General features: G+C 67.6%; 13 protein-coding genes. 4 read left to right on the top strand and 9 right to left on the bottom strand.

The window, feature by feature from the left end; all coding sequences use genetic code 11:
* Window positions 1-81 (bottom strand): NAD(P)-binding protein (locus ABEA46_RS20400; RefSeq protein ID WP_425563178.1); only part of this gene is annotated, 81 nt, incomplete at its 3' end.
* 307 nt (window positions 82-388) lie between these two features.
* Between ABEA46_RS20400 and ABEA46_RS20305 the strand changes: the two genes are divergently transcribed.
* The 4 genes from ABEA46_RS20305 (at window position 389) to ABEA46_RS20290 (ending at window position 4413) form a co-directional block, all read left to right on the top strand.
* Window positions 389-1453 carry a glycosyltransferase gene (locus ABEA46_RS20305; protein WP_345547264.1) on the top strand — a complete coding sequence of 355 codons (1065 nt, stop codon included), beginning with the start codon at window positions 389-391 and terminating at the stop codon, window positions 1451-1453.
* Window positions 1437-2162 carry a CatB-related O-acetyltransferase gene (locus ABEA46_RS20300; RefSeq protein WP_345547263.1) on the top strand — a complete coding sequence of 242 codons (726 nt, stop codon included), beginning with the start codon at window positions 1437-1439 and terminating at the stop codon, window positions 2160-2162. Before ABEA46_RS20305 ends, ABEA46_RS20300 begins: the two co-directional genes overlap by 17 nt.
* Window positions 2163-2224: 62 nt before the next feature.
* Window positions 2225-3328 (top strand): hypothetical protein, encoded by a 1104-nt coding sequence (locus ABEA46_RS20295; protein WP_345547262.1) that lies wholly within the window; start codon window positions 2225-2227, stop codon window positions 3326-3328.
* A complete protein-coding gene (locus tag ABEA46_RS20290) occupies window positions 3325-4413 on the top strand; it encodes a glycosyltransferase family protein (protein WP_345547261.1) in 1089 nt (362 codons plus the stop codon). Before ABEA46_RS20295 ends, ABEA46_RS20290 begins: the two co-directional genes overlap by 4 nt.
* Before the next feature lie 198 nt (window positions 4414-4611).
* On the opposite strand, the gene ABEA46_RS20285 is transcribed toward ABEA46_RS20290, so the two are convergent.
* From ABEA46_RS20285 to rpsL, 8 genes are all read right to left on the bottom strand, one after another.
* Window positions 4612-5133, bottom strand: a complete 522-nt coding sequence (locus ABEA46_RS20285; RefSeq protein WP_345547260.1) for a VanZ family protein — start codon at window positions 5131-5133, stop codon at window positions 4612-4614.
* Between the two features lie 30 nt (window positions 5134-5163).
* Window positions 5164-6132, bottom strand: coding sequence for a glycosyltransferase (locus tag ABEA46_RS20280; RefSeq protein WP_345547259.1), 969 nt, complete (start codon window positions 6130-6132; stop codon window positions 5164-5166).
* The gene (locus ABEA46_RS20275) at window positions 6129-7271 is read right to left on the bottom strand and encodes a glycosyltransferase (RefSeq protein ID WP_345547258.1); all 1143 of its coding nucleotides are present in this window, start codon (window positions 7269-7271) and stop codon (window positions 6129-6131) included. The genes ABEA46_RS20280 and ABEA46_RS20275 overlap by 4 nt, the downstream gene beginning before the upstream one ends.
* Window positions 7272-7379: 108 nt before the next feature.
* Window positions 7380-7976 (bottom strand): hypothetical protein, encoded by a 597-nt coding sequence (locus tag ABEA46_RS20270; protein ID WP_345547257.1) that lies wholly within the window; start codon window positions 7974-7976, stop codon window positions 7380-7382.
* A gap of 741 nt (window positions 7977-8717) precedes the next feature.
* Window positions 8718-9911, bottom strand: a complete 1194-nt coding sequence (gene tuf / locus ABEA46_RS20265; protein WP_345547256.1) for an elongation factor Tu — start codon at window positions 9909-9911, stop codon at window positions 8718-8720.
* Between the two features lie 158 nt (window positions 9912-10069).
* Window positions 10070-12184: an elongation factor G gene (gene fusA, locus ABEA46_RS20260; RefSeq protein ID WP_345547255.1), complete on the bottom strand. Its 2115-nt coding sequence runs from the start codon at window positions 12182-12184 to the stop codon at window positions 10070-10072.
* 80 nt (window positions 12185-12264) lie between these two features.
* On the bottom strand, window positions 12265-12735 hold the full coding sequence (gene rpsG / locus ABEA46_RS20255; RefSeq protein WP_018171439.1) for a 30S ribosomal protein S7: 471 nt from the start codon (window positions 12733-12735) through the stop codon (window positions 12265-12267).
* Window positions 12736-12740: 5 nt separating this feature from the next.
* Window positions 12741-13109 (bottom strand): 30S ribosomal protein S12, encoded by a 369-nt coding sequence (gene rpsL / locus ABEA46_RS20250; protein ID WP_018171438.1) that lies wholly within the window; start codon window positions 13107-13109, stop codon window positions 12741-12743.
* Between the last annotated feature and the right edge of the window lie 388 nt (window positions 13110-13497).

Here is a 13497-nt window from a genome sequence, read left to right as displayed (position 1 = left end):
CACCACCCGACGACCCGCAGCAGCAGCCCGCTCCGCCACCGTGAGCCCGAAGAACCCCGAACCGACAACAAGAAGATCCATCTGGCTCTGCTTCCTCATGCTCACGGCGCTTGAGCGCCACCACACCGGGCGTCGCCGGCACGTCAGAGAATCCTACCCACGCAAATGTGGGCCGCTTGTCTGGCCGCCCGATCGATGGCCGTGATGGGTGATCGCTGTGGCAGCGAGAGCGGCGGTCGGGACTCCGCTATGGGCTCGACTCGTCCGCAATCTGTTACGTCGCCTCGTCGTCATCCGAGTCGAGGATGGATCTGCCGATAGATTTGCTTCGTAGCCGCCGCGCTGCTCCGTGCATCTCGGCGGCGGCTCTCTGGGGAGTGGAGAGAACGTGAAAGAAGCCGCGCATGGCGCAACGATGTCGGGTCAGGTTGTCTCCGATGGGCCCTCCTCAAGCGACGGTCCTCCCAACCCAGATGTCGATGTCTCAGTCATCATCCCTGTGCACAACGCCGCGGCCTGGCTGCACGAATGCCTGCTCAGCGTCCTGGGGCAATCCGGCGTCACGGTGGAATTAGTGTGCGTCAATGACGGATCGGACGATGACTCGCTGCGCATCCTCCGCGAGTACGAGGAGCTCGAACCGACGCGGGTTCGAGTCATCGACCAGCCGAACGGCGGTCAGGCGCTTGCGCGCAACGCGGGGATAGACGCCGCACGAGGCCGCTACACCTGTCTGCTGGACAGCGACGATTACTGGCAGCTGGATGCACTGTCGACGTTGGTCCGTCGTGCTGATGAAGACAATCTCGACGTCGTGCAGTTCGACGCCGTGGCTTTTCGCGACGCTGGCGTCTCCGACGAATCGTGGAGGCCCTTCGCGAACTACTACGCACGTTCTCCTGCACGGGTCGAGGTGGTCACGGGGGCGGAGCTGGCCGTGTCCCAGTTCTCCGCTTCCGAGTACAAGCCGAGCGCCTGCTTGTACATGACGCGGACTTCTCTCCTGACGAACAATGACGTCCGTTTCGTCACCGGCATCATGCACGAAGACAATCCCTTCACGTTCGCCGTGATGCTCAACGCTGGACGCGCCGTGCGCGTCGCGCTGGACTTTTACGCTCGGCGCGTGCGAGCGAACTCCATAATGACGTCCGCCTCGGTGGAAAAGTCGATGCGGGGATACTTCCTGAGCTACCTCGAGATGCAGCGAGAGGCCGTGCGCCACTCTTACGACCCGCAGACGGCACGCACTCTTGGTGCGCTCCTCTTTCGTCTGTTCAACACGGCCAGCTCACGCTTCAACAAGCTGGATAACGAGGCGATCTCGCGCGTGAAGGAGCTCGTTGTGACACCTGACGCCCAGGTCGCATTCGCCATGCTGATCAAGAACCGGAAGCTCTCTCTCGAAAGCGCCGCATCACGGGCAGGAACAAGCAATGCGGACAACTCCTGAGACGTGGGACGAACTGGAGGAGCGGTTCCGCATCGCCACAGAGGGCGATTGGCGGACCTCCCTGAGCATGGCTGCAGGGCGCCGCATCGAAGCCCAGGTCTTCTCGTCCTCGCCCCTGGCCAACGTCCACGCGCTCGGCGCGTTCTCAATCATCCGCTACGGAGCGCAGATCGGTGGCGTGCGCATCGGACGATTCAGCGCGATCGGAGCCAACCTCGTCTGCGCGCAGCCTGAACACCCTCTCGAACACGTCGGCACGTCTTCGGTGTTCCTCAAGGAGTACCCGTGGGCGCGCGGCGGCGAGGGGTACTATGACGTTCCTCCGTCGGGCGCGCGACTGGTCAACACGCCTGTCTCGATCGGCAACGACGTGTGGATCGGAAGGGACGTGTACGTGCGCGGCGGCGTCACGATCGGGGATGGCGCGATCGTCGCGGCGCGATCTGTCGTGACCCGCGACGTGCCGCCCTACACGATCGTCGCGGGGACACCTGCACGCGTGATTCGTCCACGCTTCGCGGACGACATCGTCGCCGCCCTGCTGGAGCTCGAGTGGTGGAACCTGGATCCATCGTGGATGGCCGAAGTCGACCAGAGCGACATCAGGGCGTGTGTCGACTTCCTCACCGAGCGACGTGGTCAGATCTCTGAGCTCCGCCCGCGCGCAGTCGTGTTCACCGACACCGGCTACGACGTGCAGGAGCCCTGACCACGGATCGCGCGACCCCTCCCGTGGAACTTCGCGCACACGCCGCAAAGTAGATTGTTCTCATGCACAGCGGGGGATCCACAGCACGACGACGCCCCCGCCCGACCCGCACCTTCGTCTCCCTCACCGGCCCGGCCGGCAACCTCGGCGATGCGCTGATCCGGCGCGGCACGCTGGACTGGGCGCTCGGCACCTCCGACGAGCTCGTCGCCTACGTCGGCGGGGCGCCCGACGTGTGGTTGCAGCAGCTGGGCGTGCCCACGGACGCCATCGTGCTGCGCGAGAAGAGCAGCATCGCGCGGTGGCTGTGGATGCTGGCGACCGCGCCTCGTCGTCCCGTCCTGGTGTTCGAGGCCGGCGAAGTGCCGCTCGATCGTGGCAACGGCCTGCGTGAACTGGTCTTCCTGGCCGAGACCCTCCTCGTCCGGCTCAAGCGCGGCATCGTGGTACGTCCACCCCGGGCTGTGCGTGCGGCCACTCAGCCCTCCCTGTGGCTGCACTCGACGGCCGCGAAGGCATCGCAATTCGCACTCTGGCGCGACGGCACGAGCCGGGCCACCACCGGTGGATCGCGACTCGCACCCGACATCGGCTTCGCGGCCGGGCAGCGCCCCGGTCTCTTGTGGGACGAGCGCGACGAGCTCATCGTCAGCCTGCGCGGCAAGCGTCCCGTCCCCGACAAAGAATGGGCGGAAGCCCTCAAAGCCTTCGCCGCAGCACACGAACTGCGCGTCCGCACCGTCGTCCAGGTGCGCGAGGACGAGGAACGCGCCCGCGAACTCGCCACGATGCTCGACGGGGTATTCGACGAGTGGGGCGACCGTGACGCCGTCGCACAGGAAGCCCTCGTGCGCGAGCGATACGACCACGCACGCCTCGTGATCTCCGACCGCCTGCACGTCCTCATCCTCGCTGCGCTGAGCGGCGCCGTCCCCGTCGAGGTCGTGGCCGACCCGACCCGCAAGATCGCCGACTCGTTCGCGACGATCGGTCTGACCGGACTGTCGGCGGATGCGGCATCCCTCTCTCCCGACGAGATCACCGCCTTCCTCACGAAACAGCTCACGCGCGCCGACGAGGTGCGCGCGGCCGTCGCTGCGGCTGAGGCGCGACTCGACGAGACCGAGGCCGACATCCGCAGCGCGATCGAGGCGGCGCGCGCATGACCGGCAGCACCCCTGCCCGGCCGCGCATCCTGTTCCTGTCGCACAGCCACGCGTTCGGGCCGTTCCGCGTCGGCAGCCACCATTACGCGCGCACTCTCGCGCAGCGCGGTGCGGACGTCGTGCACCTCTCGACGCCGATCTCGCTCGCCCACCGGGCCACCGGACGCGTGAGCCGCCCCGATGACGCCGCAGTCCCGCGGGGCCCCCGTCGCGACGCCGACGGCGTCACCCACATCATCCCGCGCACGACGCTCCCCCGCCCCTACGGTCCGTTCCGTGTCGCGAACGAGCTCCGCCGTCACGGCATCGGCCCCGAGTTCGACGCGGTCCTGATCGACCAGCCGCTGCTGTGGGACGACACGGTCCGCGGCCTCACGCCACGCCTCGTGTACCGTCCCACCGATCTGTACCCCGACGGGGTCAAAGCCGAGCGGCAGCGCCTCATCGTCGCCGCGGCCGACGGTGTCATCGCCACATCGGCCGAGGTGCTGCACGGCCTCGGGCCGCTCACTGTTCCAGCGCTCGTCCTCGAGAACGGGGTGGATGCCGCCCGCTTCGCGCAGCCCTCCCCCGAGGTCGGTCCGCGCCCGGCGGTCTGCGTCTACGTCGGCGCGCTGGACGGTCGATTCGACTGGACGCAGCTCGCGACGTGGGCACGATCGAACCCCGAGGTGCGCTTCGCCATCGCGGGGCCGGTCGCGGAACCCCCCGTCGCGCTTGCGGACAACGTCGAACTGCTCGGCCCGATTGTGTACGACGCGGTACCGGCGCTGCTGCACGGCGCCCGTGTGGGCCTGCTGCCGCTGTCGGACGATCCGCTGAACGCCGGGCGCAGCCCCATGAAGCTCTACGAATACCTGTCGGCGGGCCTCGCGGTCCTCTCGCGCGCGACCCCGGTGATCCGTGCGGACGAGGGCGCCGGCGTGTTCACGTACGGCGAGGGCGTGGATGCCGGGGCTGCTCTTGACCGCGCGCTGCGGCATCCCTCGCCCAACGCCGCCGGCACGCAACGCGCGTCCGCGGAGTCATGGCACGCGAAGACCGACGCACTGGAGCGAATCGTGTGGAGCGTGCCTGCTCGTTGAGCGTGACCGGTCGTTGAGCGGAGCGACGAAGGAGCGAACCACCCCCGGTCGTTGAGCGGAGCGACGAAGGAGCGAAGACGAAACGCGGTGAGCCGCACTCGAGAACTCACGCCGGCGCATACGGTGCGAGGGCGGTCGCGTCCGAACGGCGGCTTGCGGCGTTTCGTCTCGCTCCGCTCGCTCAACGAGCGAGTCGGCTCAACGGGTCGGGATGGATGACACCCGTGCAGCGCGGCGCGCCAGAGCGTTCCGGATGAGCACCGCGATGGCGAGCCCGATCCAGCCGCCGACGCTGTTCGCCACGATGTCGCCGATGTCGGCCATGCGGCCCGGCAGGAACGTTCCTTGCGTCCATTCGATGAGCGCCGAGAACACCGGGAACGCGACGACGCCGATCCACATCCGCCGCGGCCGCTCAAGGACGATCCCCGTGAGAACGCCCAACGGGATGAACATCAGGACGTTCATGATGAGCGACAGCCGGTTGATCCCGAACGACATCGACAGACCCGCGCTGCGCCCCGCGTCTACGACGCGATACCCGACCTCATTGACGTGGTAGGTGTCGAGGCTCGGGGTCAGCGTGACCGCCAGCACGACCAGTGTGTAGGCGGCCAGCAACGAGATCGTCACCCACGAGCGCATCAGGAACAGCCGCGAATACGGCGTGCGCTGCTGCCCGGGGCCGTCGACACTCGAGACGGTCATGGCTTCGGACATCCCTCCACGATATCGACTGTCGGCCGAGGGCTACGCGAGCGCCTGCTCCAGGGCGTCCGACACGATGGCGGCGGTGCGGTCCCAGTCGTACTGACCGGTCGGCGGGTCCACGCGGCGTCGAGCGCTGACGGCGTCGGTCAGGGCGACAGCCCACTCCGCGGCATCCCTCGACGACTGCATCGCCCACCCGCGGTCGCCGACGATCTCGGCGACCGCCTCGCAGCCACCCCAGAAGATCACCGGCACGCCGGACGAGACCGACTCGAGAGCCGGCAGTCCGAACCCTTCGAGCGTCGACGGCATGACCGTCGCCGACGCGCCGCGGTACAGGGCGGCGAGCTTGTCATCGGCCACCCCGTGCATCCACTCGACACGATCGGCGACGCCCGCCGCAGACGCGCGGGAGGCTGCGTCCGCGACCTCCTGCTGGGGCAGCACGGCGCGCAACCGCACATCGGGGGCGAGCGTGAGCGCGCGCAGCACGACATCGAGATTCTTGTGCAGACGCGTGTTGCCCACGAACACCACATACGGCTCGGTGGCCGACTCGGCAGGGCCGTCAGGACGGAACGCCGCCGAGCAGCCGTTGCCGGCGTTGACCACGCGCACCGTGTCGTCGCGCACCCATTCGCGGATGGCGCGGGCCGATGTCTCCGACACGGTGAGAACCAGGCCGGTCTTGCGCACGGTGCGGCGGACCGGGCCGCCATAGTACGCCGCGAACTTCACCCGTCCCGGCCACGGCCCCTGCAGGTGGATGAGATCGTGGACGGTCAGCACCTGCCGGGGAGCCCGCAGCAGTGCACCGTAGCCCGGCGAGTACACGAGGGAGTCGCGACCGACGCCGGGAAGGCCGCGGAACGTGTCGAGCGGCGAGTGCGGGTTGCCGTCGAGCCCGAGCGGTCGCCAGTCCGGTCGCAGTCGCGGGAGCACCTCGCCGGCGTAACGGCCGATGCCGTGGGCGCCGCGATACCGGTCGTCGACATACAGCGCCGTCACGGCCGCAGTCCGCCGGGCGCAGCAGGCGACGTGGCGACATCGCTCCCGGTCGTGGCGGCCACCCACGCGGTCACGCGATCGACGAACACGGAGGTGTCGAACTCCTGAGCACGCGCGACACAGGCTGCAGCATCCATCGACACCGCTCGCTCGACGGCGGTCGCGAGTTCGCCGCGTTCCCAGTCGTGGACCAGCGCGCCGGTCGCGCCGTCGACGACGGTCTCAGCCGTGCCACCGACGGCGCTCGCGACGACCGGGGTGCCGGTCGCCATCGCCTCGACGGGCATGATGCCGAAGTCCTCGATGGCGGGGAAGATCAACGCCAGCGCCCTGCGGTATAGCTCCGCCAGCAGGCCGGACGACGGATCTCGTACGAACACGACCCACTCACCCTGCTCGGCGGCCAAGGCACGCAGACGATCTTCGTCGGGGCCTCCGCCCGCGAGCACGACGGGCAGGCCCGCGGCGATACCGGCGTCGATCACCCGGTCCAGCCGTTTGTACGGCACGAACCGCGAGACGCCGAGCAGGAACTCGGGGGGCAGTGCGGCGAGCGTCGCCCGGTCGGCGGGACGGAGCTCTTCCGGTGGCGCCGTCAGCGCCGACACGTCGACCGGTGGGTGGATGACCGTGGCCTCACGCTGCCAGGTGTCGGCGATGCGCTGTGCGATGAAGGCACTGTTCGCGGCGATCGCGACCGGTTCCGCAGCGCGCTTGCGATCGATCGGCTTCAGCAGCGTCGAGACCGCTCGCGCCGCGGGGCCGGCGCCCCGGCCGTCGAGCTCGGGCGTCCAGACGTACCGTGCCGGGGTGTGCGCGTAGACGAGCTTGGGCGCCTCCCGCGCAGGACCGCCGAACCGGGCCTGGTGTGCGAACAGGTGGCTGCTGGCGAGGATCCAGTCCGCGTCGCGCTCGGGCAGATGCCGCCAGGCCACGGGCATGAACGGCAGGGCGGCCGCCTTGCTCCTGCGAAGGGGTGTGCGCGCGAGAATCGTCTCGTGGACGCCCTCGAACCGGCCCTCGCTGTTGTTCCAGAGGCAGAATCGATCCGCGTCGGGGAACGTGTTGGACAGCACCTCGAACACGTTCTCGGAGCCGCCGTGCCGGGCGAGCCATTCGTGGACCAGGATGCCTGCCATCGGGAGGCTCCTTCCTGGCTTCGCGGGGTTGTGCGGGCGTGCGTCGGCGCCCGCTCAAGGATAGTCGTTGGTCGCTGAGGGATCGCCCACGTGCGGTCGGCGGAGGAATCACCTCATGCCGATCGAGCGGAGATAGGCGGCGAAGACGTCGAGTGACGCGAGTTGATCGAACCCGTAATGGTCGCAGCGCCACCCGGTGGCGCGCGTCACCAGCCACTCGCGCTCCTGTTGGTCAGCGAGAACCTCGTCGGCGGACCGGCCTGACATGAACTCCGGGTCTGTGAGCTTGATCGCGCCGTCGAACTCCATCCAGCGCCCCAACTCGGGCCATGCCTGATCGAGCAGCGCGAACCTGCTCTCACCAAGCTCGACGCGCAGCTGCAGTTGCGGAGCCGGGACGCCGAGCTGCAGCATCCAGAATCTCGACACGGCCTCACCTGGAAGCTGGGCGCGTCCGTCAGCGAGTTCGGTGAGAACTCGGGCCTGACGGATGCCGCGGGCACCGGTGCCGGCGACGACGCGCTTGCGTACAAGCGCGCGAAACTCCTCCGCCTTCGACTCGTCGTAGGTATGCGCCCTGTCGTCCCACGCCTTCTTGCGCAGCGCATCATCGAACACCACGATGCCGGCCTCGGGCGACGCTGTGCGGATGACGTCGTACACCGTGCGGTCGAGCGAGGTGACCCGAAGGCCCTCGATGAGCACGACATCGCCCTCAGGGAGCGGCTCTTGGTGACGGACGACGTCGGCGCCGTCGCGCCGGGTGTACCTCCGCGGCACGATGACGTCGACCCTGTCGCTGCGGGTCCGGAAGACGGACTGCCTCCACAAGGCCGATGCCGTGGCCCGACAGAAGGTCGCCCGCTCATCGCGCTGACGTGCGGCAACAGCGTGCGCAAGGGTACGTAACCGCATCTCGCTGTACAGCTGCCCCCATTCGGACTCGAGCGCGTACGCCCCCTGGCGGACCCGCGCGAGCAGGTTCGGCTGGACCCCCGCGACGGATCCGGCATCCAGCCGCACGCCGGACCGAGCAAACAGGTGGATGCGCCCGGAACGTATGGCCATGCATCCGATCGTGGCAACACCGTCGTGCTCACCCGGCGCCTTCCCCCGCTGCTGTGGATGCCCCGACGCCGCCGGCGCCCTGTGGAGGAGCCACCGCGCCCCGGCCAGGTCCCCTTGTCCCCGACCATGCCCGATCCTCGTCGACCATGCCCGTTTCGCGGCGACCGTGGCCGTTCGGAGGACGGGCACGGTCGGCGAAGGACGGGCACGCTCGGCACGGGACGGGCACGCTCGGCGCGGGACGGGCACAGTCGGCGACGGACGGGCACGGTCGCGCACGAACGGGCATGGTCGGCGCGGGTCGACTCGGACTGGGGCCGGGAACGACGAACGCCCCCGAGCCGGAGCTCGGGGGCGTTCGTCAGTGAGTCAGAAGACTTACTTGATGATCTTCGTGACCGTGCCGGCGCCGACGGTGCGGCCACCCTCACGGATCGCGTAGCCGAGGCCCTCTTCCATGGCGATGGGCTGGATCAGCTCGACCGTCATGTCGGTGGTGTCGCCGGGCATGACCATCTCGGTGCCCTCGGGCAGCGTGATGACGCCGGTGACGTCGGTGGTGCGGAAGTAGAACTGCGGACGGTAGTTCGTGAAGAACGGGTTGTGACGGCCGCCCTCTTCCTTGGACAGGATGTACGCCGTGCCCTCGAAGTTGGTGTGCGGGGTGACCGAACCGGGCTTCACGACGACCTGGCCGCGCTCGACGTCGTCACGCTTGGTGCCGCGCAGGAGCAGACCACAGTTCTCGCCGGCCCACGCCTCGTCGAGCTGCTTGTGGAACATCTCGATACCGGTGACGATCGTCTTCTGCGTCGGGCGCAGACCCACGATCTCGACCTCGGAGTTGATGGCCAGCGTGCCACGCTCGGCGCGGCCCGTGACGACCGTGCCACGGCCGGTGATGGTGAAGACGTCCTCGATCGGCATGAGGAACGGCTTGTCCTTGTCACGCACCGGGTCGGGGATCGACGAGTCGACGGCCTCCATGAGGTCGAGGATCGCCTGCGTCCACTGCTCGTCGCCCTCGAGAGCCTTGAGGCCCGAGACGCGCACGACGGGGGCGTTGTCGCCGTCGAAGTCCTGCGACGAGAGGAGCTCGCGAACCTCGAGCTCGACGAGCTCCAGGATCTCCTCGTCGTCGACCATGTCCGACTTGTTCAGCGCGACCAGCAGGTACGGCACGCCGACCTGCTTGGCGAGCAGCACGTGCTCACGCGTCTGAGCCATCGGGCCGTCGGTGGCGGCGACCACGAGGATCGCGCCGTCCATCTGAGCGGCACCGGTGATCATGTTCTTGATGTAGTCGGCGTGACCCGGGGCGTCGACGTGAGCGTAGTGACGCTTCGGGGTCTCGTACTCGACGTGCGAGATGTTGATCGTGATACCGCGCTGACGCTCCTCGGGAGCCGAGTCGATCGACGCGAAGTCGCGCTGCACGTTGGTGGCCGACGGGTACTTGTCGGCGAGCACCTTCGAGATGGCTGCGGTGAGCGTGGTCTTGCCGTGGTCGACGTGCCCGATCGTTCCGATGTTCACGTGCGGCTTGGTGCGCTCGAACTTGGCCTTGGCCACTGGGTCCTCCTCAGGACGTTCGTGTAGAGGTTCCGGACGCTGGTGTGCGTCGGTCGTCTACGGGGATGTCTCCAGCTTAGTAGAGACGGTTCTGTTGATTCTGTGTGAAGTTGTGCCGCCGGGATGCCTCGTCACCGAGGCATCCCGGCAGAAAAGGGTTACTCGCCCTTGACCTTCTGGATGATCTCGTCAGCCACGTTGCGAGGAACCTCGGCGTAGCTGTCGAACTCCATCGAGTAGACGGCGCGGCCCGAGGTCTTCGAGCGCAGGTCGCCGATGTAGCCGAACATCTCGGACAGCGGGACCAGCGCACGGACGACCTTGACGCCCTGGGCGTCCTCCATCGACTGGATCTGGCCACGACGCGAGTTCAGGTCGCCGATGACGTCGCCCATGTACTCCTCGGGAGTACGCACCTCGACCGCCATGAGCGGCTCGAGGATGACGGGGTTCGCCTTGCGGACGGCCTCCTTGAAGCCCATCGAGCCGGCGATCTTGAACGCCATCTCGGACGAGTCGACGTCGTGCGAGGCGCCGTCGGTGAGGATCGCCTTCACGCCCACCATGGGGTAGCCGGCGAGCACGCCGACGTTCATGGCGTCCTGGAAGCCCTGGTTGGTCGGCTCGATGTACTCGCGCGGGATGCGGCCACCGGTGACCTTGTTCTCGAACTCGTACGTCTTGTCGGCCGTGACCTCGAGGGGCTCGAGCGCGAACTGGATCTTCGCGAACTGACCCGAACCGCCGGTCTGCTTCTTGTGCGTGTAGTCGTGACGCTCGACGGTCTTGCGGATCGTCTCGCGGTACGCGACCTGCGGCTTGCCGACGTTGGCCTCGACCTTGAACTCGCGCTTCATGCGGTCCACGAGGATGTCGAGGTGCAGCTCGCCCATGCCCTTGATGACCGTCTGGCCGGTCTCGGCGTTCTGCTCGACGCGGAACGTCGGGTCCTCTTCGGCGAGCTTCTGGATCGCGAGACCCAGCTTCTCCTGGTCGGCCTTCGTCTTGGGCTCGATGGCGACCTCGATGACCGGCTCCGGGAACGTCATCGACTCGAGGACGACCTGGTTGGCGGCATCCGACAGGGTGTCACCGGTGGTGGTGTCCTTGAGGCCGATGACGGCGTAGATGTGACCGGCGGTGACCGAGTCGACCGGCATCTCCTTGTTGGCGTGCATCTGGAAGATCTTTCCGATGCGCTCCTTCTTGCCCTTGGTCGCGTTGACGACCTGGGCGCCGGAGTCGAGGTGACCCGAGTACACGCGGATGTAGGTGAGACGACCGAAGAACGGGTGCGTCACGATCTTGAACGCGAGCGCCGCGAACGGCTCCTCACGGTCGGCGTGACGCTCGATGATGATCTCTTCGTTCTTCGGGTCCTTCGCCTCGATGGCGGGGACGTCGAGCGGCGACGGCAGGTAGTCCACGACCGCGTCGAGCATCGGCTGCACGCCGCGGTTCTTGAACGCCGAGCCGCAGAGGACCGGGTAGATCTCGGAGGCGATGGTGAGCTTGCGGATCGCGGCCTTGATCTCGGCGACCGTGAGCTCCTCGCCGCCGAAGTGCTTCTCGAGAAGCTCCTCGTCGGTCTCGGCGACGGTCTCGAGGAGGATCTCGCGGTACTCGGCGGCCTTGTCGGCGAGGTCGGCCGGGATCTCCTGGATCTCGTACTTCGCACCCATGGTCACGTCGCCCTTGGCGTCGCCGGGCCAGACCAGCGCGCGCATCTCGACGAGGTCGATGACGCCCACGAAGTCGCTCTCGGCGCCGATCGGCAGCTGCAGCACGAGCGGCTTGGCCTTCAGGCGGTTGACGATGGTGTCGACGGTGAAGTAGAAGTCGGCGCCCAGCTTGTCCATCTTGTTGACGAAGCAGATGCGGGGCACGTCGTACTTGTCGGCCTGGCGCCAGACCGTCTCGGACTGGGGCTCGACGCCCTCCTTGCCGTCGAAGACGGCGACAGCGCCGTCGAGGACGCGGAGCGAGCGCTCGACCTCGACCGTGAAGTCGACGTGACCGGGCGTGTCGATGATGTTGATCTGGTTCTTGTTCCAGAAGCACGTGACGGCGGCCGACGTGATCGTGATGCCGCGCTCCTGCTCCTGCTCCATCCAGTCGGTGGTGGCAGCGCCGTCGTGCGTCTCGCCGATCTTGTGGTTGACGCCCGTGTAGAACAGGATGCGCTCGGTCGTCGTCGTCTTGCCGGCATCGATGTGCGCCATGATGCCGATGTTGCGGACCTTGTTGAGGTCGGTGAGCACTTCTTGTGCCACGGGGTGTCCTTACGTGTGGAGTGGGATGTCGCGGGGTTGCCGGCCGAGGGGTTCGCCCTCGGCCGGCAACCGAGAGCTGATTACCAGCGGTAGTGCGCGAAGGCGCGGTTCGACTCGGCCATCTTGTGGGTGTCTTCGCGGCGCTTGACCGCGGCACCGAGGCCGTTCGAGGCATCCAGGATCTCGTTCTGGAGGCGCTCGGTCATCGTCTTCTCACGACGACCCTTCGCGTAGCTCACGAGCCAGCGGAGAGCGAGCGTGTTGGCGCGGTGAGGCTTGACCTCGACCGGCACCTGGTAGGTCGAACCACCGACGCGGCGGCTCTTGACCTCGAGCGTGGGGCGCACGTTGTCGAGCGCCTTCTTGAGCGTGGCGACGGCGTCCTGGCCGTTCTTCGCCTCGACACCCTGCAGGGCGCCGTAGACGATCGACTCGGCGAGCGACTTCTTGCCGTCGACGAGGATCTTGTTCACCAGCTGGCTGACGATCGGGGCGCCGTAGACCGGGTCGTTGGCGACGGGACGCTTGGGGGCGGGACCCTTACGAGGCATCTGACTCAGCCCTTCTTCGCGCCGTAGCGGCTGCGAGCCTGCTTACGGTTCTTGACAGCCTGGGTGTCGAGCGCACCCCGGACGATCTTGTAACGGACACCCGGAAGGTCCTTCACACGGCCGCCACGGACCAGCACGAGCGAGTGCTCCTGCAGGTTGTGACCCTCACCGGGGATGTACGCGGTGACCTCGGTGCCGTTGCGGAGCTTGACACGGGCGACCTTGCGCATGGCCGAGTTCGGCTTCTTGGGCGTGGTCGTGTACACGCGGGTGCAGACACCCGCCTGCTGCGGGTTCGCCTTGAGCGCCGGCGCCTTGGTCTTCGAGACCTTGGGCGAGCGACCCTTGCGAACCAACTGCTGAATAGTTGGCACGTTCTCTCCTCATAATGCTGCACGGTGACAGCGTCGTGGTTTCACCACAAACCCACCGGCACGACAGGAACCTGCCGTGCGTTTCGTGGTGGATATGCCGTGGGGGTGGCCTGTTCGCAGACCGTTCCCGGGATGCGGCGCCCGCCCGGCCGCCGACACGCCGAGGCACGTCGGACGGCGCGCGAGAGCGCACACCCGCTCTATGATACGTGGGTTTCGAGGGTCGGGCAAACGCGCCCGGGTGCCGGCGGAAAACAGAGTGGATGCCGGCGGCCGAAGCCGCCGGCATCCACTCGAAGAACCGCGTCAGTTGCCGGCGAGGGCCTGGTCGGTGTCCTTGATCGCCTGCATCATCTTGCGCAGCGACTCGCCCATGTCGGAGATGCCC

The organism is Microbacterium jejuense (genome assembly GCF_039544225.1).
GTDB classification, from domain to species: Bacteria; Actinomycetota; Actinomycetes; order Actinomycetales; family Microbacteriaceae; genus Microbacterium; species Microbacterium jejuense.
Note: the sequence above shows the minus strand (reverse complement) of the source record. Positions and strands in the feature narration are given on the sequence as shown.